Here is a 20,659-nt window from a genome sequence, read left to right on the forward strand (position 1 = left end):
GCCTCATGGGGAAAAATAAAATGGAAGATTTAACCCTGCGCTATTACGACGCAGAAATGCGCTATCTGCGCGAAGCCGCAAAAGAATTTGCTCAGACCCACCCCGATCGCGCAGCCATGCTGGACCTGGATAAAGCCGGCACGCCGGACCCGTATGTGGAACGCCTGTTCGAAGGCTTTGCCTTCTCAATGGGACGGCTGCGCGAGAAGATTGACGACGATCTGCCGGAGCTGACCGAAGGGCTGGTCAGTATGCTGTGGCCGCACTATCTGCGCACCATCCCGTCACTGTCCGTCGTCGCCTTCACGCCGGCGTTGCAGGCGATGAAAATGGCCGAACAGGTGCCTGCCGGGCTGGAAGTCTACTCCCGGCCAATCGGGCCGAAGAATACCGTCTGCCGCTATCGCACTACCCGTGAGGTAATGCTCAACCCTCTTAGCGTATCCCGCGTCACCATGAGCATGGAACCAGATGGACGATCGCTGCTGCGAATTCGCTTTGCCTGTAGCGATCAGGCCGACTGGTCACAGGCTGACCTCCGTCGTCTCAGCCTCTACCTGGCTGCCGAAGCCCCGGTGAGCAGCCATCTGCATCTGATGCTTACCCGGCGGCAGGCGGCACTCTATATGCGTCTGCCGGGGCAGGCCGATCGTATCCGGCTCGATGGCTATTTCTCGCCGGGTGGATTTGCTGAAGAAGATGGCCTGTTGCCAAAGGGGGAGTCGGCATTCAGTGGTTACCAACTGCTGCTGGAGTATTTCACCTTCCGCGAAAAGTTTATGTTCGTCCATCTCAACGGGCTGGATGGGCTTACGCCACCGGTCGGCGCGGCCTATTTTGACATAGAGGTAGTACTCAGTCAGCCGTGGCCATCAGAGCTGCCGGTGACGGATGAGGCTATCCGTCTGCACTGCGTACCGGTTATTAACTTGTTCACCCTGGAAGCTGACCCGCTCACGCTCTCCGGTCTGGAAAGTGAATACCTGCTGCGGCCAAAGCGCCTGCAGGATGGACATACCGAAATCTATTCCGTTGACGCGGTCATCGGCTCTGGCCGCTCCAGCGACGCCGAATACGTGCCGTTCAGCAGTTTTCGCCATAAGGGCGGGATGATGCGCCGCCATGCGCCGCCGCGTTATTACCACACGCGGGTAAAGCGTGGCGTCACCGGGTTGCACGATACCTGGCTGATCCTGGGGGGACAGCAGTGCGATCAGGACCGCAGCATTGCCCGTGAAACCGTCTCATTACGTATCACCGGCACCAACGGCCAGCTACCGCGCCGCGCCCTGCAAGGCACGTTGCTTGACCGCAGCGAACAGGTGGTCCAGACCAGCGTCTCGGTCCGAAATCTCTGCAAGCCCACGCTGCCGGTCTATCCGCCGGCGGAAGACCGTTTTCACTGGCGCGTGTTAAGCCATTTGGGATCGGGTTTTCTCAATATGATGAGCAGTGCGGAAGTTCTGCGTGGGACGCTGGCGCTGTATAACTGGCAGGAAGACGAACTGAATAACCGCCGGCTGGAAGCCATACAGCGTGTGGAGCACCATCGGATTCAGCGTTTTGAGCACGGTTTTTTGCTGCGCGGTCTCGATATTGCGGTAACCCTCGACAGCAGCGGTTTTACCGGCGAAGGCGACATCCATCTGTTTGGTGAAATGCTCAATCGCTTTTTTGCGCTGTATACCGATATGAACCAGTTTAATCAGCTCACACTGCTCGTTCAGCCAGAAGGAAAATGCATCCGGTGGAAAGAGAATCACTGTCCGCGCCTGCCAGCCTGATTGCGCAGCTGGGTGACCGGCTGCCTTTCATCCACTTTTACCGCTTCTGCCAGCTACTGGAGCAGAGCCAGCCAGATAAGCCGGTGACCGGCAGCAGCTGGCAGGTTCGTCATGAGCCGGTACGTTTTCGCCCGCACCCCGGCATGGGGTTTCCGGCGGCGGAAATTAAGCGACTGGAGCCAGCGCAGCATCCACACCTGCCGCCAACGATCAGAGTCACCTTTATGGGGCTTTACGGGGTGGAGTCGCCGCTGCCTTCGCAGTATATCGACGATATCACTCAGCGGCGGGAAGGGCATGAGGCCACGACGGATTTCCTCGATATCTTCAATCATCGGCTGATTGCTCAGTACTATCGCATATGGCGTAAATACTCTTACCCGGCGACGTTTGAAGCCGGAGGAAAGGACAAAACATCGCAATACCTGCTGGGGCTGGCGGGGCTTGGGATTAACGGCTGTGCGGAAAATATTGCCACTCCGGCCTCCCGCTTTCTGGCGCTGCTTCCGGTGTTGTTGCTGCCAGGGCGCACGGCAGAAGGGATGGCGTCTCTGGTCAGCCTGCTCGCGCCGGATACTCAGGCTCAGGTCTGGCACCACGATCGGCGGCGTATCCCGTTGAAAAGGCCCCTGACGCTGAGCGTGCGCCAGCCGGTGAGCCTGCAAGGTCGCCCCGTTATGGGGGGCTGGGGGACCGACGTCAACAGCCAGGTGTTGATGCGTCTGACCAGCAGCAACCCGGAAGAGGCCAGAGGCTGGCTGCCGGGCGGCGATCTGCATACTGACCTGATCGCGCTGCTGCACGTTTATCTGGGAGCCCGGCTGGATGTGCGCCTGCAATTGTGCGTGGACAGGACTCTGCTGCCACACGCCCGGATAAGCAGCGCGCCCGGCCAGGCCAGCGTGCTGCTGGGACGCACGGCGGTCATGCGCCAGCTGGGAGCGGATAATGTACCGCCAGGCAAGACCATTATTATCAATTTGGGGCGCTACGAGCGTGTTCAGGAGAATATTTACCGAAGGGAGTCAGATGAAGATGGAGAATATCGCTGGTAACACCAGGTTATGGATTATGGCGTCTGGGATCGCGTTGCTGCTCGCCGGTTGCGGGCTGGGCCAGAAAGTCACGGAGGGAACGGTTGCGGTGACCAAATCTATTTTTTATAAGCAGGTGAAAACCCTGCATCTCGATATCCGCGCCCGTGAAGCGGTGAACAGTAACGCCAGAGGAGAAGCGCTTTCCACCGTGGTCCGTATCTATCAGTTAAAAGAGCGTAAAACGTTTGACGCCACGGATTATCCTTCGCTGTTCGCCGATGACAGCCAGGCTGTTAAGGCGGATCTGCTGGCTGAGAAAGATGTCCGCCTTACCCCTGGCGGCGCCGTGCAGGTGGATATGCCGGTGGAAGAGGGAGCCAGATATGTGGCGGTGGCCGGGATGTTTATGTCGCCGGAGCTGGCTAATAACAGCTGGCGGCTGGTGCTTTCCCTTGACGATCTCGATCCTGACCGGGCCAGAATTATCGAAGCTGGTAACAATCGTCTGACGTTGAAAGCCTTCAGGAAAAACTGAAAGCAGGCAATGAGTCAGGCAAGGCGAAAGTGCTGTTGATAAGCAGATGAGCGCTTCCGGAGAAGCGCTCCGTTCAATTACTCAAAATCAGCGTGCCGGGTAAACATGCTTTCGCTGGTTTCGCCAAGCTGGGCCATCAGCTCAAGCACAATGGCATCATAAGTGAGGAAGCACAGCTGCTCAAAGGCGGACCCCATCGGCTGAGAGAACTGGTCAGATCCCCGGGCGTTTTCATCTTTCACCGTTCCCGGTAAGACCAGTACGCTGGTTGCCAACTTACCGATTGTCGAATCTGCTTTCATGGTGACCAGCGCCACCTCGACGCCGCATTCCACGGCTTTTTGCGCCAGGCTTTTCAGGCTGGACGTTTCACCACTGCCGGAACCAATAATTAACAAATCTCCCGGTTTTGAATGAGGTGAAGAAATTTCACCTACAACGCTGACGGAGAAACCCAGATGCAACAGACGATTAGCAAAACCCCGGATGGCGATCCCGCTGCGTCCTGCGCCTTGCAAATAAATATGCTTTGCGCTGCGAAGTTGAGAGATAAATTTTGATGCCTGCGCATTATCAATCTTCAACGCATTCTGCTCTAATTCCTTTAGAATACTTACTGTAAACTCTTGAACACCCATTTCTTTTCTCCCATTCAGGCAATAGTGCGGCCGCCATCCATGAGGATTGTTTGCCCCTGGATGTAGGAGTTCGCTTTGTCAGCCAGAAAGATCGCCAGATTGGCGACATCTTCAGTCGTACCCAGACGGCGCACCGGGATTTTTTCCAGCACCGCATCCAGATCCGCCTGAGTAGGGTAGTTGACTCGCATCATTTCACCGGTATCGATTAAACGCGGCGCGATGGCATTGACGTTAACGCCTTTCGGTCCCAGCTCTTTCGCCAGCCCGCGAATTAAACCTTCGCCACCGGCCTTGCTGGCTGGGTAGCTCACGCCGCCGCCGGTGCCGGAAAGCGCAGAACCCGAGGAGATGTAAACAATGGCGCCCTGGTTAGTTAAGAAGTCATCGTAAAAGGCTTTTACGGTAGTGAATAAGCCGGTCAGGTTGATTGCCAGCGTTTTATTCCACTCTTCAAAAGTGATGTCTTTAACTTTATTGGCAAAGGCCACGCCGGCATTGAGCACCAGAATATCAATGCGGCCGAAGGTGGTGAATACTTCATTTCGTACATCGATCAGCGCTTGAGGATCGGAGACGTCAGCTTTGATAAAAATCGATTTCACTTTGCCAAAGGTCAATTCGGCTGCGGTTTCGCTGCCGGTCGCTTCGTTATAATCGACAATAACGGTGTGAGCGCCACGTTCAGCGAATTGCTTTGCAATACCTTTACCGATGCCATGCGCGCCACCGGTAATTAGCGCTACTTTACCTTCGAAATTACTCATTAGTCTTTCTCTCCTGAACTTTTCTCAAAGGGGAGGGGAGCCTCCCCGTGTTGACGACAGAAATTCTGTTCATGCGTGCAATATAAGGGCACGGGACCGGACAGCGATCAGACCATTGCGGCTTTTAATGCCTGGTAGCTGGATTTTGGGCTGTCGTTGAATAATGCTCCGCCGACAACAATTAAATCTGCCCCTGCTTCCTGCACTTTTTTCGCAATCTCCAGATTAACGCCGCCGTCTACTTCGATCTGGATATTGCGACCAGCAATCATTTTTTTGGTGTTTCTGATTTTTTCCAGACTTTTATCAATAAAGGTTTGTCCTGGCTGACCGGGGTTAATGGTCATAATCAAAATGTAATCAATATCATCTAAAAGATATTCCAGTAACCTTTCGGGCGTTCCCGGATTGATAACTACCCCCGCTTTACGTCCCGCCTTTTTGATCTTCTGCAAAATGAAATGTACGTGTGGCGTCGATTCATAATGCACTGAAATCATCTCCGCTCCGGTATTGATAACCTCATCAATATGCCTTTCCGGATTAGCCAGCATCATGTGCACGTCAAACATCATTTTGCTGCCTTTCTTCATCGCCGCAATCTGGTTCGGCCCAAAGGCAATATTGCTGACATACGTTCCGTCCATTAAGTCAACGTGCAATATCTCAGTGCTTTCGTCTTCTAAAAAACGGATCTCATCCTGTAGACGTAAGATATTGGCGCCGAAAATTGAAGGTAAAATTTGTGCCATGGTAAGCAAACCTCATTGTTTAAATCAATGGAATACAGTGCTCAACCAGTACGTTACTACTTCCCACGGGCCAGTTAATACAAAGTCAGTACCCTGTCCCTGCAGGCCAACACCTGCGCCCTGTAAGAATTGCGTTGCACCAGGGGCGACATAGCCACCTAAATACATCACGACAACACAGAACAGTAAGGTTGAGATAATCGAGCGAATCACGTTGCCGTTGCTGACCATCACGGTCATCGTCGTCATGTAGATAATTGACATCAGCACGCCGATTGGGAAAATCATGATCCCCGGGAGAACGAGTGCGCAAAGCATGGTCAAAGGAATGGTGATAACGGTGACCGTTACGGTAGCGGGATCGCCCAGCGCCAGAGCGCAGTCCATACCGATATTCAGTTCCGCATCTTTTCCCATTTGCTTTTGCATAATCTCTTTGGCGCTTTTACCAATTGGCGACAGCCCTTCCATCAGCACGCCAACCACCTTCGGCAGCAGTACCATCACCGCAGCAATACCCATTGCCATTGGTACGATTTTGGTAATGTCTTGTTTGGTCAGAATGCCCAGCAGGCAACCTACGATAACGCCAATGATCGCGGGTTCGCCAAACACGCCGAGACGTTTCTGCACGCTTTCCAGGTCGACGTCGACCTTATTCAGGCCTGGAATAACATCAATAATTTTATTAACCAGCCAGGCAAAGGGGAGTGTCCAGCCGATATGGATCATGGTGGTGCAGGTCGTGCCTTCCAGTCCATAATATTTCTGCCAGCGCGGCGCAATTAAATCGCCAATAAACAGCGCAATAACGCTGAGCGCTACCGCAACGGCCAGGCCAATGAAGAAGCTGTCGAAAACGAAATAAGCCAGAGCGCCAGGCACCAGGAAGTGCATGTAGTTCCAGATATCCACGTTCAGCGTTTTGGTTAATTTCAACCGCACCAGAAGCAAGTTCAAAATAATACCGATGGGCACCACCAGCGCGGCAAAGGGGGCCACCCATGCCGCAGCGCCTACGGCTGGCCAGCCAATATCGGCAACCGTGAAGCCGCTGCCAATTTTGGAATAGTAGGCAATGGCTGGCTGCAATGACGTATTGAGCAGGCCGACAACCAGACCTAAACCAATAAAACCGATGCCGACGGTGATGCCTGCTTTAATGGCCGCACCGATTTTCATTCGGAACACCAGACCTAAAATGAAGATGACAAGTGGTAGGATAGCCGTTGCCCCCATGCTTGTTATCGTTAGCATTATACTTTTTAACATTTCCATCTTGTCATCCCCTGTTTTTTCTTATTAATTTTTATTCAGCTCTGTTAATAATTCCCCTAGTCTCTGGCGTAAGGCTCCCTCATTAATTCCCGTGATAAACCCTGCCACGCTCATATGCGGCTTGCCAATTTCGCCTTTATAGTTATTGGTGGTTAAAACCACATCGGCGTTCTGCAATTCAGAAGGCAATTCAGACATGCTGCACTTATTGATCTTGTAGTGGGTAATACTATATTCGGCGCAGACGGATTTGACTTCATCTGCTGCCAGAGTAGAAGTTGCGACACCACTTCCGCAGGCTACGAGGATATTTATCATAATAATACTCCGGTAATCAGTTATTGCATTATTGTGGATATGAAAAGCGCTTTCGCTTTATCAGCAGGAAGCTCCAGCAAATTATGGTAGAAGTCTTCTCTTTGTAGATTACTGAACAGGGCTTTCAGCAGCTGTAGCTGATTAGCCGGATCGGTGACCACCAAATTTATCACCAGCTTTACCGGTAATTTATCGTCGCCATCGGCCTGATTAACCAATACAGGCTCCGGCAAACGAATGATGTAAATGGACGGGCGATTTGCGTGCGGACTGTCGCAATGTGGAATCGCCACGGCGTAACCCTCCAGTAAGATCCCGGTGGGATACTCGGCTTCGCGCTCACGCAGCGCGCTCAAATAAGACTCTTTGACAATATCCTCAGCACGGAGTTTGTCGTAGATATGCTGCTGGACTTCATCGTAGTTTTTGAACGCTGCGCCATCCGCGACGTTAATAGCAACTGTACTCACCGACTTCTCCTTTACGCTACGAATGCTCATGAGAGCGATAAAATCAATCATGTGAGCATTTATAGCATATCGAATTTTTAGGGAAACGCTGAGCATGCAAAAGTTATACGTTGATCACATAAAATCACATTGGGGCGACATTTAAAATGCTCATATGTTGTTTTGGATTCCATCCTGAACGCGAAGTATATTTGTATTTATTTGAAATATATGAATTTTGTCAAGTGTGATAAAATTTTGGCTTGAGCAGGATGAGATTTTTGTTGTGCTCATATGAGCATGGCTGACTTTCGCCCACGACATTCAGGGCAGGGCTGAGATTTAACGTGCGGGGGAACCGCAGGTGCTGCGGGTCAACCTGAAGGAAGGGTAGCAGATGACTGGATGCTATAAAGCGTTGGTTCACTGTTGCTGCTGGCTGGCATAGCGCTGAAATCAGGTAACACGGCTGGGGTGTTACCTGATTAACGGGCGTTAATCCAGCAGCTTAATGGCGGTATCAAAATCGGTGATCAGCACGTCCAGCAACCCCGAACGGAGTGAAGCGACAACGCCGGCAAACTTCTCTTCCCCCCCGGCCACGCCAATAACTTGTCCGGTATTTCGCAATTGCTCAGTTGAGATGCCGAACCCCAGGCGACTCATCGGGCTGTCCAGCACGTCGCCCTGGCCGTTGAGCAGGGTAACGCAGACGTCAGCCGTAATATCCTGTTCAAAGAGAGGCTTCTGCCAGGGCACGGGGAAAATATCGCACAGGCTGGAGGAACCCGTCTTCCATGCGCCAATCCCGGTGATCACCACATCCAGCTGTGAATAGTACTGCTGCGTATCCAGCACCGCCTGATCGCTCGCCAGTTTTTCAGCCAGGCTCTCGTCATCAACCCACATGGGGACATACATCGGGTGTGCTTTACCGTTGGAGATAGCGGCGATTTTATGAATGAGGTCAATCGGCCCCTGACTGAATTCGATACCTGGATGGACGCCGGAGAGTTGCACCACATCCAGCGTCGGTAAGCTGGTGAGTTGGCTAACCGTACTGGACAACACTCTTCCCCACGCAACGCCTATCTTCATGCCTTCCGTAAGGGTGTTACTGAGATAGCTGGCGGTAATGCCGCCCAGCTTCTCGTTCAGTTGCTCATGGCTTGACCAGGATTCAGAGACGGAGAGGACAATGGCATCTTGCAGATGGTATTTTTCACAGATATTGCTGGCGATCTCTTTATCCAACAGCTGCTGCTTCGGAAAAAGAAACTTCACATATTCCTGCTCAATGGCTTCATCAATCAGACGCGCCACTTTGAAGCGTGATACCCCAAGCTCTTCGGCGATCTCGATTTTGGTCTTCATCTCGGCAAAATAGCGTCTGACCACCAGGGAATAGATATAACGCGGATCGTAATCTGACCAGCGAGTGCTCTTTTTTGATTTGGGCATAGCGCTTTCCATTTTCAACCGATGACAAACCACCGGGGGTAACCGAATGTACCCTAAAGTAAACCTCAAAAGAGTATACTTATACATGCTCAAAAGACATGCACATATGAGTAGAAATATTCAGGTTATGTGACGGAAAACACGCATGAAGTCAGGGGCGACAAAAAATCCACGCGGCGGCGTGGATTTTATCGGCGTTTCAGGTTTTACAAGAGCCGGTGAAATCTTACCGTATGCGGCGAGAAAGATTGCCAGCTATCAGCTACTTAATTTTGCAACGATTGCGGCAACAGCGCGGCGGGTATGTCCTGATAACAGACCGGACGCAGGAAGCGCTGAATCGCCGTTGCGCCAACGGATGTAGTGTGCGCATCGCTGGTGGCGGGGTAGGGACCGCCATGCACCATCGCGTAGCCGACATCAACGCCGGTGGGGAAGCCGTTGGCGAGAATGCGTCCGGCGCGCTGCTCCAACAGCGGTAACAGTTCCGCTGCCAGCGGCTGATCCTGCGCTTCCAGCTGTAGCGTGATGGTTAGCTGGCCCTGCAACACCCGTAGCGCCGTCAGCAGCTCCTGCTGGCTGGCGCAGCGCACCAGCAGCGACACTGGACCAAAGACTTCGTTCTGCATGCGCGTCTCAGCGATAAAATCACGCGCGCTGGCGATGAACAGCTGTGGCTGCCCCTGGTTCGGCCCGGTTTTTTCCTGACCTCGCGCCAGGCACTCCACGCCGCTCAGCGTTGCCAGTGCCGCAGCGTGCTGTTCGCAGGCCCGGGCAATCGCTGGCGTCAGCATGGTGGCGCTCGGTTTCAGACGGAGAGCTTCGCAGGCGTGCTGTACAAACCGATCGAAATCCGCGTTGTCGAGGGCAAAAACGATGCCTGGATTCGTGCAGAACTGACCGCAGCCGAGCGTCAGCGAATCAGTGAAGCCCTGCGCCAGCGATTCGGCACGCTGCCGCAATGCGCCGGGAAGCAGCAGCAGCGGATTAATGCTGCTCATCTCGGCATAGAGCGGAATCGGCACTGGACGCTGCTGCGCCAGCTGCAACAGCGCTAAACCGCCCGCGCGTGAACCGGTAAAACCAACGGCGCAGATCGCCGGATGTTTCACCAGCGCGCTGCCGCTCTGCACCGATGTGCCGTGCAGCAGCGAAAATACCCCCTCCGGCAGTTCGCACTGCGCCACCGCTTCCGCAATCGCGCGGGCCACTAATTCACTGGTGCCGGGATGCGCCGGATGCGCTTTCACCACCACCGGACAACCTGCCGCCAGCGCTGAGGCGGTATCGCCGCCCGCCACCGAAAAAGCCAGCGGGAAGTTGCTGGCGCCAAACACCGCCACCGGGCCAGACGCCGCCAGGCGCTGACGCAAATCAGGGCGTGGCAGCGGTTTACGGTCCGGCAGGGCGCTTTCGATAATCACACCCTGAAACGCGCCGTTCTCTACCACATCGGCAAACATATTGAGCTGGCCAAGGGTGCGCCCTCGCTCGCCTTCAATACGCCCGCGCGGCAGCGCTGTCTCCTGCATCGCGCGCTCAATCAGCGCGTCGCCAAGCGCCAGAATGTTTTCGCCAATCTGGCGCAAAAATCGCGCCCGTTGCGCCAGGTCGGTCCGGCTGTAGGCGATAAACGCTTCTGCGGCCAGTTGGCAGGCGGCATCAATTTGTGCGGCGTCAGCCTCATAAAACACCGGCTCCAGCGCGCGATCCTGCTGCGGATCGATTGCCTGAAAAGCCTGCGCGCCGCCGCGCTGTCGCTGTGCGCCAACGATCAGTTCTCCGCTAAGCATCATGATTTCTCCTCCGTCAGTGATTCAACCAGGCGCAGCAGCGCCACCATGCCGGGATCGTCCATCCCCTGCGATTTCTCTGCAAACATGCGCGCGCGTCCCATACGGTTTGGCAGGGGGCGGAAGCGATCCAGAGCCTCCTGCACGCTGCGGCGCAGGTCGCCCGGCTGTGCAGGCTGTTCCAGCGTGACGGCTAATGCCTGCAAGCCATCCAGTACCGTTTTATCGCCCAGCGCTGCACCGCCTCGCTGCGCCAGAGTATCAATGATTTGGTGCAGTAAGGTGGCCGTCTCCGGCCGGGTCAGTACGGTTTTACCGCTGCTGAATTTGCTGGCGGCGATCAGGGCCTGCGCCAGTAAGGTGCCAAAACTGGAGCCGGACGCCTGCATACAGGCCATCGCAGAGAGACGAAAGACTTCGCTGAGCCCGACTTCCGGCGAGGTATCCTGCAATGCAGCACCGGTCAGCCGCGCGCATTTTTCCAGCGTAGCGCCCAGATCGCCATCGCCGAGCTGGCCGTCGAGGGTATTCAGTTCGGCGGTGAAGCCAGGCACCTGCGCACAGACATGGCGCAATTGGTTGATAAGTTGAGCAGAGGCGATCATGGCTGGCTCCAGAAAGGGCTTGAGGCGGGGGCGCTAAGCAAGTCTTCAAGTTCGCTGTCGAGCGCGCACAGGCTGAGTGAGAAACCGCTCATCTCCATAGAGGTGGCGTAGCGGCCAATCAGTGGTTGCACCAGCGACACCTGACGATCGGCCATGCGCTGCGCAACGCTGCGGTAGATAATGTAGAGTTCTTCCAGCGGGGTAGCGCCAAGGCTGTTGACCATCACGCTGAGGCGTTCGCCGCGTCCGGCGGGGATCTCTTCCAGCAGGCGATCGAGCATTTCATGGACCAGCGTATCAGCGGAGCGCATCTCCCCGCGCCAGATGCCGGGTTCGCCGTGGATACCCATGCCAAAGGCGATTTCATTGTTGTCGAGGGTAAAAGCGGGAGTACCCGATTCAGGCACGATACAGGGCGAGAGCGCCACGCCAATCGAGCGTACCGCGCTCACCGTTTTCTGCGCTGTCGCGGTGACTTCCCGCAGACTGGCTCCGGCAGCGGCTTTGGCTCCCGCCATTTTATAGGCATAGACCAGACCGGCCACGCCACGCCGCTTGTGCGCTTCCTGCTGCGGCGCGCTGGCGACATCATCGGTCATGCGCACCTGGGTCACTTCCATGCCCTCCAGTTCGGCCATCTCGGCCGCCATCTCGAAATTCATGCGGTCGCCGCCGTAGTTACCATAGAGCTGCAATACGCCTGCGTTATGGTGGCTGACCTGCATCGCCGTCAGACAATCGGCGACGCGCGGTCCGGCAAATACATTACCAATCGCGCAGGCATCCACCAGTCCGGCGCCGACATAGCCGTGGAACAGGGGGAGGTGGCCGGAGCCGCCGCCGGTGACAATCGCGACTTTGGCCTCAGCCTGCCGCGCGCGCGCCAGCACCCGGCCGCTGTCGCCGAGGCGTTGATAGCGGTGAGGATGGGCGGCGCACAGGCCGTCCAGCATCTCGTCGACATAGCGTTGGGGGTCGTTGCAAATCTTCTTCACTCTGCTTCTCCTGTTGCCAGGCGTCGCCCCCTTCGCTGCGTGCTGCGCTACTCAGGCAGCGCGGGGAGATCGCCGTGGTGGGTTGCGATAGAACCTGCGGCAGCCGGGCGAGGCGGATTCCACCCCAGCTCCAGCGAGATTTTGTTAGCCATCTCCATGACCAGGCCAGAAAGGCCTTCGAGACGCGCCAGCGGAAGACGCTCGGCGGCCCCCGACACGCTAATGGCGGCAAATACCTGACCGTTAGCCGCCCGTACTGGCGCGCCGATGCAGTGCACGTTGAGTTCGTTCTCCTGCAGATCGAGCGCATAGCCGCGTTCGCGAATGCGCGCCAGCTCCGCTTCCAGCGCCTCGCCATCGGTGATGGTGTAAGTCGTACGCTCCGGCAGCGAATCGGCGATGATCTTGCGAATCAGCTGCGGCGACTGCCAGGCAAGAAACGCTTTGCCCACGCTGGTACAGTGCACCAGCGCCGCCTCAATACGCGTGATGGTGGTGTTGCCGGTGCTGGACATCTCCTGGCGCTCGACAAACGCCATCTGCGCGCCATCGAACAGGCACATATGCGTGGTTTCGCCGGTGATCAGCTGTAGCTGGGCGGCATAGGGACGCGCGTGGCTGTCGAGATCCAGGTTCTGGATCACCAGGTTGCCGAGCTGGAACAGCTTCATGCCCAGCTTGTAAGTTTCGCGTTTGCCATTCTGCTCCAGCAGACCAATATCGCGCAGCGACGACACCAGACGGTGCGTGGTGGCGCGCGGCAACCCTGTGCGCATCGCGATTTCCGCAGGCGTCAGGTTGGCGTCGCGCTGCGAAAAACACTCCAGAATTTGCAGTACCTTGGTCAGACTCTTGATTGATGCCTGTTTCAATTTGTCAGCATCGGTTCCGCCATTTGTTCTCATACCCACCTCAAAATCAGCAACAGAAAAGCGTGTGCAGCCTTGTTCTTATACTGAGACGCTGGGGCCAGAATAGCGTCTTTTCTCCAGCATGACAGCAAATCTTCCGTTGCGATACCTTAATATCTCATAATGTGGGATATGATCATTAATATGTACTCGTTAATCCTCATTGTAAATCGGCAAGCGTAGTCTTCTTTCGCGTCGTCCAGCTGGTATAGAAGAACGGATTGTTCATTTAATGACTGATATCAAAGGAATTACAGCATTTTTTTCGTTAAATTGAAGTTGATGATGTGTATTTGTTTTGTTCTTTATATGTGATCTGAATACCACATTGAGAGATTTGAAGTTGAACAATTAGCATTTGTCTCACATTAATTGATTAACGCGAGCCGTTATCGCCTTAATCACTCTCTTCACAGACAGGAGCAGAAAATGAGTCAGCAGATTGAAAGTCAGGCTAAAGAATTGAAAGCGAAACTGCGCGGCGTATTGCCGCCGATCACGATGCCGTTCAATGCCCAGGGGGAGCTGGTGCGCGGCGGCCTGAAAGAGCAGATTGATTTCCTCATTAATGCCGGCGCCAGCGCGATTGTGGTGGGCGGTAGCACCGGGGAAGGGCATACGCTGTCGGACGAAGAGTTTCGCCAGGCGCTGCATGAAGCTTATGAAGCCAATAATGGCCGCGTGCCGTTTATCGCCGGGCTGATCGTCAACAGCACGCGTCAGGCGATTGCTCGCGTGAAAATGCTGGAAGGGATGAAGCTGGATGCGCTACAGGTTACGCCGGTGCACTACCTGTTTAAGCCGGATGACGATGCCACGGTGCGCCACTTCCGCGAAATTTACGAGGCAACGCAGATTCCGATTCTGATCTACAACGTGATCCCATGGAATTACCTGAGCCTTGAGCTGATGAAACGCATTATGGACGAAGTGCCGGGCGTGGTGGGGATGAAGCAGAGCGGCGGCGATCTGAAATCCGTCTCCGATCTGCTGCTGCGCTGCCCGGAAAAAGTCATCGTTAGCGGCGTTGATGCGCTGCTCTATCCTGGCTTTGCCATTGGTTGTCAGGGCGCCATCTCGGCGCTGACCAGCGCGGTGCCGTCAGTGGTGACGAAGCTGTTCAAAGCGGTTGAGCAGAACGACCATGTCACGGCGCGCGATATCCATTTCCGCCTTAACGATCTGTGGTCCCAGCTGCCTCACGACAATCTTCCTGCCTGCGTCAAATACTTACAAAGCCTGCAGGGCGTTACGCTTTACCAGCCGCGTCCCCCAATGCAACCGGTAAGTGATGCGCTCAAAGCCAACATTAAAGCGGCGTTCGACCGTCTGATGCGCTAGTTTGCACCCCGCGTAGCGGCGGGCCATGATAAAAATCACGCCACGACCCGCGAAAACGGGCGTGGCGGAGGTGCAGAAAGATGAAATTTGACCTCTCCCCTACAATTGAAACCACCCAGCGCGACGCTGCGGCAGCATCACGGGAAACGCCTCGCGAAGTCGTACGGCCAAAGCACCATCTGCGCTGGGCCATTATTGGCATCATTACTCTGTTGACCATCACCAACTATCTCGATCGCGGCAATCTGTCCGTGGCCGCTCCCTTAATCATGCAGGATCTGGGCATCAGCCACTCGATGATGGGGGTGATTCTGTCGGCGTTTGTCTGGCCCTACGCCATTATGAACCTGCCGACCGGCTGGGCGGTGGATCGCTTTGGCGTCAAAGTGTTGCTGGCGTTGGCGGTCGGTTTGTGGTCACTGGTGGCGGTGCTGACCGGCTTCGCGCGCAGCATCACTACCTTTATCGGCCTGCGTATCGCGCTTGGCGTCAGCGAAGCGCCGCTCTTCCCCGGCGCGCTGAAAGCCACCGATACCTGGTTTCCGGATCGTGAAAAAGCCGCCGCTACCAGCGCTTATATTGCCGCGACGCAGGTGGGATTAGCGCTGGCGCCGCCGATCTCCACGCTGCTGATGGCGGCGTTTGGCTGGCCCGCGATGTTTATCATCATGGGACTGGTTGGCTTTGTGGCGCTGGCGGGATGGCTGGTGATTTATCGCGAGCCGGAGAAACATCCGTGGTTACACAAAGATGAACTGCGCTACATCCGCGAAGGCCAGGCCACCGCGCAGCAGGCCGCGGATGCACCGCGCGTTACGGTGCGCGAGTGGGGCAGGCTGTTTAAACATGCGTCGGTCTGGTACATGGTGATCGGCGGTTTCTGCCTGCAATATGTGTTCTGGTTTTACATCGGCTGGCTGCCGACCTACCTGCAACAGGCGCAGGGCTTCACGCTGAGCCGCGCGGGCTGGCTGTCGGCGCTGCCCTATATTGCTGGCGGCGTGGCGGTGCTGATTGGCGGACGCTTCTCCGACCGGCTGGTGATTAAAGGTTTCGATCCCTTTAATGCACGACGTTACACCATTGCCGGTGCGGCACTGCTGACGGCAGGGGCTATGTTTGTCACCGCGCTGGCTAACGGTCCGGCGCTGGCGGTGGTGATGCTAACGCTCGGCATGTTCACCTACAGCCTGTCGTCGGGCAACTACTGGACGCTGGCCGCAGAGGCCGTCACCACCAAAAAATGGGTGGCCTCGGTGGGCAGTATTCAAAACTTTGGCGGCTTTCTTGGCGGGGCCTTTGCGCCCGTGGTCACCGGGATCGTTGTGGATCATTTTGGCGGATTTGTGCCAGCGCTGATGCTGGCCGGATTTATGGCGCTGATTTCGGCAGGCATGTACGGCCTGGCGTTACGTCATCGTCTGCCGGTCTGACATTTCAGGAGTGACACCATGGATGCAACATCTCAGCTTGCCACCGCCGAAGCAGGTGAGGCTCGTCCCGAACTGAGCCAGCGCCAGCTGCGCCTGACGCTGATCTCTTCACTGGTTGGCACCGCGCTGGAGTGGTACGACTTTTACCTTTACGGCACCGCAGCGGCGCTGATTTTCAACCATCTGTTCTTCCCGTCGCTGTCCCCGCTGAGCGGTACGCTGGCGGCGTTCGCCAGCTATGGCGTTGGCTTTCTGGTCCGGCCGATTGGCGGGCTGTTCTGGGGCTACATCGGCGACAAGTATGGCCGCCGACCGGTGCTGATTGGCACGCTGATCCTGATGGGCCTGAGTACGACGGCGATTGGCCTGCTGCCGGGCTATGCCAGTATCGGTATCGCCGCGCCGCTGCTGCTCACCTTGCTGCGTCTGCTGCAGGGCTTTGGCGCTGGCGCTGAGTTCAGTTCCGCCATTACGCTTAATGCGGAAAAGGCGCCGCCCAAACGTCGCGGCTTTTACGCCAGCTGGTCTGGCGTGGGCATCGGTTGCGGCGTACTGCTCTCCGCTTCAGCCTTTGCACTGGCTCAACAGCTGCCGCAGGAGGCCTTTATCAGCTGGGGCTGGCGCGTGCCATTCCTGCTCAGCATCATAGCGGTATTCGTTGGCGGCGCGATCCGGCTTTATGTCACGGAGTCACCGATATTTCGTAAGCTGGCGTCGGAGCAGAAGCTGGAGCGTGCGCCGTTCGTGGCGGTATGGCAGAACCAGCGCCGTAACTTCTTTGTGGCGCTGGGTGCACGCATGGCGGAGAACACCGCGGGCTTCTTCCTGCAGGTGTGGAGCATTTCCTACGTCACGCAATCGCTGCACGTCAACAGCGCGATTCCGGTGGCGGGGGTGCTGCTGGGATCGGGCATCGGCTGCATCACCATTCCGCTGTTTGGCGCGTTGTCGGACCGTATTGGCCGCAGGCCGGTGTATATCGGCGGGGCGCTGCTGTTTGGCGTCGGCATGTTCCCGTACTTCTGGCTGCTCAACAGCGGCAATCCGTGGCTGATTATCGGCGCAATGGTGGCGATGATCTCCCTCGCCAACTATTCGATGTTCTCAGTGCAGGCGGCGTGGTTTGCCGAACTGTTTGATGGCCGGACGCGGGTGACCGCTATTTCCATGTCGCGCGAAATCTCGTCGATCTTCGCAGGGGGACTGGCGCCGATTATCGCCAGCAGCCTGTTGATGTGGTCGGGCGGCCACTACGGCGCGGTTGCCACCTATATGATTATCCTCAGTATTATCACCATCGTTTCCGTGTGGCTGGGTCCTGAGACCCGCGGTTGCCGCCTCGACTAACCCCTAACCCAACGTCGGGAGTTCACCATGCACTCACAGGAATTGACTGCCAGCGCGGCGGTCGGTCGCACCGCTACACGCGGAGAAATGCGCAAAATCGTTACTGCCAGCGTCATGGGCACCATCATTGAGTATTACGACTTCACGCTCTATACCACCGCTACTGCGCTGGTGTTCAACAAAATCTTCTTCCCCGCTGAATCTCCGCTGGTGGGGTCGCTGGCGGCGTTCGCGACCTATTTTGTTGGTTACTGCGCGCGTCCGCTTGGCGGCATCCTGTTCGGCCACTTTGGCGATCGCATTGGCCGCAAGTTTGCGCTGATGATGACGCTTATCATTATGGGGCTGGGCACTTTCCTGATTGGCCTGATTCCTCCCTATGCGCAAATTGGCGTCTGGGCGCCCATTGCGCTGGTGGTGCTACGCTGTTTGCAGGGCATTGGCATTGGCGGCGAATACGGTGGCGGCATGACCATGGTGGTCGAGCACGCGCCAGCGGAACGGCGCGGTTTCTATAGCTCGCTGGTACACATCGGCGTGCCTGCCGGATTTTTGTTGCCGATCATTTTTATCACGCTGCTGAATGTGGCGCTTGATGAAGCCGATTTCCTCCGCTGGGGCTGGCGCGTTCCCTTCCTGCTCAGCGTGGTGCTGCTCGGCGTCGGGATGTTCATCCGTAGCCAGATTGAGGAAACCCCGGCATTCAAACGCATGAAGCGCGAAGGGACTCAGGCGAAAGTGCCGGTGCTGGAGGCGCTGCGCCATCATACGCGTGACGTATTGCTTGGTATCGGCGCGAAGATTGCCGAAAGCGGATTGTTCAACATCTACGCGGTCTTCGCCATCAGCTACTGCGTTAATGTGCTGGGCATGAAGAGCCAGATTATCCTCTACGGCATTCTGCTGGCCTGTTTGCTGGAGTGCTTCACGCTGCCGCTGTTCGGCCGCATGGCGGACCGCTTCGGCAAAAAACGCGTCTATATCGGCGGCATGATCGCCCAGGCGCTGCTTGCCGGACCCTTTATGCTGATGCTGGCGAGCGGGCAACTGCCGCTAATTTACCTGGCAATTGCGCTCGGACTGGCGATAGGGCACGGCAGCACCTTTGGCGCGCAAGGTGCATTTTTCTCCTCGCTGTTCCCGGCGCGCGTGCGCTACAGCGGTTTGTCGCTGGTGCAGCAGATCGGCCCCATTCTCGGCGGCGGATTATCGCCGATGGTCGCTACCGCGCTGCTGGTGAGCGGCGAAGGCTATGGCTGGGTGATTGGCTATATGATCTTTATGGCGCTGTTCTCGGCGACAAGCGCGTGGCGTCTGCGCGATGCGAAAATGGAGTAGGGGCTCTAAGGGAGAGCAAAGGGGATAATAAAGCGCCGTCGCTAAATGGCGGCGCCGTATTTCTTCTCTACAGAGCCGGGTCAGCTAGATGGTTTGCCCCCCGGAAACCTCGATGCGCTGTGCGGTAACCCAGCGATTATCGTCTCGCAGGAGGCTGGCAATCATCGGACCAATATCGTCGGGAACGCCAACGCGCCCAAGGGCAGTCATCGCCGCAAATTGGGCGTTAACCTCGGCGTTGTCGCGGACAAGCCCACCCCCGAAATCGGTTTCGATAGCGCCCGGCGCCACCGTATTCACCGTGATACCACGAGGTCCCAGCTCACGCGCCATATAAACACTGAGCATTTCTACTGCGGCTTTTGCGGCTGAATAGGCCGAAAAGCCAGGGTAGGAGACGCGCGTCAGACCAGACGAAAAATTGATGATTCTCCCGCCTTCAGCCAGCAATGGCAGAAGCGCCTGTACAAGGAAAAACACGCCTTTGACATGAACGTCGAACAGCCCGTCAAACTGGGCTTCGGTTGTCTCTGCAATCATGGCAAATTCGCCATGACCAGCATTATTAACCAGATGATCGAACGTGTCGCGTCCCCATACTTCGGACAGTTTAGCGCGCAGTGTATCAGCGAATTTCGGGAAGCTTTCAGTTTGTGCCAGGTCGAGCTGAAGAGCGACAGCCTTACGATTCAGAGCGCGGATTTCAGCCACCACTTTTTCAGCCTGCTCAGCGTTTCCCCTGTAGGCGACGATGATATCGCCACCCTGGTTAGCGATTGAGAGAGCGGTGTTGCGCCCAAGGCCACGGTTGGCTCCGGTTACCAGTGCTATTTTACTCATGGGATATCCTTTCTGTTCGGTGAGAGCACTACGATAGAGCGGGGCGGCCGTCGCGCATTGCCTGATTCTTGCTATTTTTTGCCTGTTTCTCTGTCTCTGATTTTTTTTATGCTGAGGTGAGGCATAATGTAGCGATAAAACTTGCCTGAAAGGATGCCATGCGCGACTCTCTGCTTGATCTCTGTCGGCGTTATGCCGATGCTCATGTCGACCCGTGCGGCGTTGCCATTACGCCGGTTACCGGATTATCGATCGTACGGGCTCTTCATCCTGGGGAATTGCAGGCGGCCGTCTGCAGACCGCTTATTGCCATGCTGCTGCAAGGGCGCAAGCGCGTGACTACCGGCATTGAGAGTTTCGAATACGGCCCTGGGGAAATAATGGTTATCGCTGCCGATGTTCCTACGGTCAGCCAAATCACCCAGGCAAGTCTCGGCGCGCCTTATTACTCCCTGGTCCTGGAGCTTGATATTGCTATCCTGCGCGAGCTGCACGGTTCAACGCCAGCAGAACAGGCACACACCGCCAGCGTGCGGGTTGGGCCCGTTGATGAAGAGGTGTCTGACGCCGCTTACCGGTTAGCAAGACTGTTGGGGCAACATGATGCTCTTTCTGCCTTGGGAGAAGGGCTGCGGCGGGAATTCCACTACTGGCTGCTCAGAAGCGTACAGGGGCCTGCTATACGAGCGCTGGGCGCTGCCGACAGTTATGCTGAGCGAGTCAGTCGCGCGGTCGCTATTCTGCGTAAAGATTTCATGCGTACGATAAGAGTCGAAGAGCTGGCCGATGCTGCCGGGATGAGTGTTTCCGTGTTTCATCAGCATTTTCGGGCAATAACTACGCTCTCACCGCTGCAATTTCAGAAGCAACTTCGCCTTATTACCGCCAGACGGCTGATGCTGACCGAGGGCGTGGGTATAGCGCAGACAGCCTACGCTGTCGGCTACGCCAGCGTATCGCAATTTACCCGCGAGTATGCCCGAATGTTCGCCACTCCACCGGGACGTGATGTTCGTATGGCAAAGGCGAGCGCTTGA

Annotated in this window: 20 protein-coding genes; 8 read left to right on the forward strand and 12 right to left on the reverse strand. The window is 56.1% G+C overall.

The features are described 5' to 3' along the window. Positions 1-20 precede the first annotated feature (20 nt). The 3 genes from tssF to tssJ are packed head-to-tail and all read left to right on the forward strand — an operon-like array spanning position 21 to position 3,356. The gene (gene tssF / locus NG99_RS02425; protein ID WP_034888118.1) at positions 21-1,784 is read left to right on the forward strand and encodes a type VI secretion system baseplate subunit TssF; all 1,764 of its coding nucleotides are present in this window, start codon (positions 21-23) and stop codon (positions 1,782-1,784) included. Beyond that, a complete protein-coding gene (gene tssG, locus NG99_RS02430; RefSeq protein ID WP_034888052.1) occupies positions 1,739-2,839 on the forward strand; it encodes a type VI secretion system baseplate subunit TssG in 1,101 nt (366 codons plus the stop codon). Before tssF ends, tssG begins: the two co-directional genes overlap by 46 nt. Next, positions 2,820-3,356, forward strand: coding sequence for a type VI secretion system lipoprotein TssJ (gene tssJ, locus NG99_RS02435; RefSeq protein WP_157032533.1), 537 nt, complete (start codon positions 2,820-2,822; stop codon positions 3,354-3,356). Before tssG ends, tssJ begins: the two co-directional genes overlap by 20 nt. Before the next feature lie 77 nt (positions 3,357-3,433). Here the strand turns inward: tssJ and hxlB are convergent, their stop codons facing one another. The 11 genes from hxlB to NG99_RS02490 form a co-directional block, all read right to left on the reverse strand. Continuing rightward, complete coding sequence (gene hxlB / locus NG99_RS02440) at positions 3,434-3,994, reverse strand: 6-phospho-3-hexuloisomerase (protein ID WP_034888056.1); 561 nt, start codon at positions 3,992-3,994, stop codon at positions 3,434-3,436. 14 nt (positions 3,995-4,008) lie between these two features. Beyond that, positions 4,009-4,761: an SDR family NAD(P)-dependent oxidoreductase gene (locus NG99_RS02445; protein WP_034888057.1), complete on the reverse strand. Its 753-nt coding sequence runs from the start codon at positions 4,759-4,761 to the stop codon at positions 4,009-4,011. A gap of 107 nt (positions 4,762-4,868) precedes the next feature. After that, entirely contained in the window at positions 4,869-5,513 is a 645-nt protein-coding gene (gene rpe / locus NG99_RS02450) for a ribulose-phosphate 3-epimerase (RefSeq protein ID WP_034888059.1), read from the reverse strand. Between the two features lie 24 nt (positions 5,514-5,537). Beyond that, entirely contained in the window at positions 5,538-6,791 is a 1,254-nt protein-coding gene (locus NG99_RS02455) for a PTS transporter subunit IIC (RefSeq protein WP_034888061.1), read from the reverse strand. Positions 6,792-6,815: 24 nt separating this feature from the next. After that, positions 6,816-7,109 (reverse strand): PTS sugar transporter subunit IIB, encoded by a 294-nt coding sequence (locus NG99_RS02460; protein ID WP_034888063.1) that lies wholly within the window; start codon positions 7,107-7,109, stop codon positions 6,816-6,818. A gap of 20 nt (positions 7,110-7,129) precedes the next feature. Further along, positions 7,130-7,579 carry a PTS galactitol transporter subunit IIA gene (gene gatA / locus NG99_RS02465; protein ID WP_034888066.1) on the reverse strand — a complete coding sequence of 150 codons (450 nt, stop codon included), beginning with the start codon at positions 7,577-7,579 and terminating at the stop codon, positions 7,130-7,132. Between the two features lie 474 nt (positions 7,580-8,053). Continuing rightward, positions 8,054-9,019 carry a sugar-binding transcriptional regulator gene (locus NG99_RS02470; protein ID WP_034888067.1) on the reverse strand — a complete coding sequence of 322 codons (966 nt, stop codon included), beginning with the start codon at positions 9,017-9,019 and terminating at the stop codon, positions 8,054-8,056. A 266-nt stretch (positions 9,020-9,285) separates the two neighbouring features. Continuing rightward, positions 9,286-10,815: an aldehyde dehydrogenase (NADP(+)) gene (locus tag NG99_RS02475; RefSeq protein ID WP_034888120.1), complete on the reverse strand. Its 1,530-nt coding sequence runs from the start codon at positions 10,813-10,815 to the stop codon at positions 9,286-9,288. Beyond that, a complete protein-coding gene (locus NG99_RS02480) occupies positions 10,812-11,417 on the reverse strand; it encodes a dihydroxyacetone kinase subunit L (RefSeq protein WP_034888069.1) in 606 nt (201 codons plus the stop codon). The genes NG99_RS02475 and NG99_RS02480 overlap by 4 nt, the downstream gene beginning before the upstream one ends. Further along, the gene (locus tag NG99_RS02485; protein ID WP_034888070.1) at positions 11,414-12,412 is read right to left on the reverse strand and encodes a dihydroxyacetone kinase subunit DhaK; all 999 of its coding nucleotides are present in this window, start codon (positions 12,410-12,412) and stop codon (positions 11,414-11,416) included. The genes NG99_RS02480 and NG99_RS02485 overlap by 4 nt, the downstream gene beginning before the upstream one ends. Positions 12,413-12,459: 47 nt before the next feature. Further along, positions 12,460-13,317 (reverse strand): IclR family transcriptional regulator, encoded by an 858-nt coding sequence (locus NG99_RS02490; protein ID WP_052130524.1) that lies wholly within the window; start codon positions 13,315-13,317, stop codon positions 12,460-12,462. Between the two features lie 435 nt (positions 13,318-13,752). On the opposite strand from NG99_RS02490, the gene NG99_RS02495 reads away from it, so the two are divergent. The 4 genes from NG99_RS02495 (at position 13,753) to NG99_RS02510 (ending at position 18,782) form a co-directional block, all read left to right on the forward strand. Next, positions 13,753-14,664, forward strand: coding sequence for a dihydrodipicolinate synthase family protein (locus NG99_RS02495; RefSeq protein WP_157032531.1), 912 nt, complete (start codon positions 13,753-13,755; stop codon positions 14,662-14,664). A gap of 80 nt (positions 14,665-14,744) precedes the next feature. Then, on the forward strand, positions 14,745-16,097 hold the full coding sequence (locus NG99_RS02500) for an MFS transporter (protein WP_052130525.1): 1,353 nt from the start codon (positions 14,745-14,747) through the stop codon (positions 16,095-16,097). Positions 16,098-16,115: 18 nt separating this feature from the next. Next, positions 16,116-17,444, forward strand: coding sequence for an MFS transporter (locus tag NG99_RS02505; protein WP_052130526.1), 1,329 nt, complete (start codon positions 16,116-16,118; stop codon positions 17,442-17,444). Between the two features lie 27 nt (positions 17,445-17,471). Next, the gene (locus tag NG99_RS02510) at positions 17,472-18,782 is read left to right on the forward strand and encodes an MFS transporter (RefSeq protein ID WP_034888071.1); all 1,311 of its coding nucleotides are present in this window, start codon (positions 17,472-17,474) and stop codon (positions 18,780-18,782) included. Between the two features lie 84 nt (positions 18,783-18,866). Here NG99_RS02510 and NG99_RS02515 read toward each other — a convergent pair whose 3' ends face one another. Continuing rightward, positions 18,867-19,622 carry an SDR family NAD(P)-dependent oxidoreductase gene (locus tag NG99_RS02515; RefSeq protein ID WP_034888072.1) on the reverse strand — a complete coding sequence of 252 codons (756 nt, stop codon included), beginning with the start codon at positions 19,620-19,622 and terminating at the stop codon, positions 18,867-18,869. A gap of 158 nt (positions 19,623-19,780) precedes the next feature. Between NG99_RS02515 and NG99_RS02520 the strand changes: the two genes are divergently transcribed. Continuing rightward, positions 19,781-20,659: an AraC family transcriptional regulator gene (locus tag NG99_RS02520; RefSeq protein WP_034888073.1), complete on the forward strand. Its 879-nt coding sequence runs from the start codon at positions 19,781-19,783 to the stop codon at positions 20,657-20,659.

It is taken from the genome of Erwinia typographi (assembly GCF_000773975.1).
GTDB classification, from domain to species: Bacteria; Pseudomonadota; Gammaproteobacteria; order Enterobacterales; family Enterobacteriaceae; genus Erwinia; species Erwinia typographi.

Coding starts and splice junctions, on each gene's coding strand:
- tssF (WP_034888118.1), top strand. CDS start 21: ATGGAAGATTTAACCCTGCGCTATTACGACGCAGAAATGCGCTATCTG.
- tssG (WP_034888052.1), top strand. CDS start 1,739: ATGCATCCGGTGGAAAGAGAATCACTGTCCGCGCCTGCCAGCCTGATT.
- tssJ (WP_157032533.1), top strand. CDS start 2,820: ATGGAGAATATCGCTGGTAACACCAGGTTATGGATTATGGCGTCTGGG.
- hxlB (WP_034888056.1), bottom strand. CDS start 3,994: ATGGGTGTTCAAGAGTTTACAGTAAGTATTCTAAAGGAATTAGAGCAG.
- NG99_RS02445 (WP_034888057.1), bottom strand. CDS start 4,761: ATGAGTAATTTCGAAGGTAAAGTAGCGCTAATTACCGGTGGCGCGCAT.
- rpe (WP_034888059.1), bottom strand. CDS start 5,513: ATGGCACAAATTTTACCTTCAATTTTCGGCGCCAATATCTTACGTCTA.
- NG99_RS02455 (WP_034888061.1), bottom strand. CDS start 6,791: ATGGAAATGTTAAAAAGTATAATGCTAACGATAACAAGCATGGGGGCA.
- NG99_RS02460 (WP_034888063.1), bottom strand. CDS start 7,109: ATGATAAATATCCTCGTAGCCTGCGGAAGTGGTGTCGCAACTTCTACT.
- NG99_RS02470 (WP_034888067.1), bottom strand. CDS start 9,019: ATGCCCAAATCAAAAAAGAGCACTCGCTGGTCAGATTACGATCCGCGT.
- NG99_RS02475 (WP_034888120.1), bottom strand. CDS start 10,815: ATGATGCTTAGCGGAGAACTGATCGTTGGCGCACAGCGACAGCGCGGC.
- NG99_RS02480 (WP_034888069.1), bottom strand. CDS start 11,417: ATGATCGCCTCTGCTCAACTTATCAACCAATTGCGCCATGTCTGTGCG.
- NG99_RS02490 (WP_052130524.1), bottom strand. CDS start 13,317: ATGAGAACAAATGGCGGAACCGATGCTGACAAATTGAAACAGGCATCA.
- NG99_RS02495 (WP_157032531.1), top strand. CDS start 13,753: ATGAGTCAGCAGATTGAAAGTCAGGCTAAAGAATTGAAAGCGAAACTG.
- NG99_RS02500 (WP_052130525.1), top strand. CDS start 14,745: ATGAAATTTGACCTCTCCCCTACAATTGAAACCACCCAGCGCGACGCT.
- NG99_RS02505 (WP_052130526.1), top strand. CDS start 16,116: ATGGATGCAACATCTCAGCTTGCCACCGCCGAAGCAGGTGAGGCTCGT.
- NG99_RS02510 (WP_034888071.1), top strand. CDS start 17,472: ATGCACTCACAGGAATTGACTGCCAGCGCGGCGGTCGGTCGCACCGCT.
- NG99_RS02515 (WP_034888072.1), bottom strand. CDS start 19,622: ATGAGTAAAATAGCACTGGTAACCGGAGCCAACCGTGGCCTTGGGCGC.
- NG99_RS02520 (WP_034888073.1), top strand. CDS start 19,781: ATGCGCGACTCTCTGCTTGATCTCTGTCGGCGTTATGCCGATGCTCAT.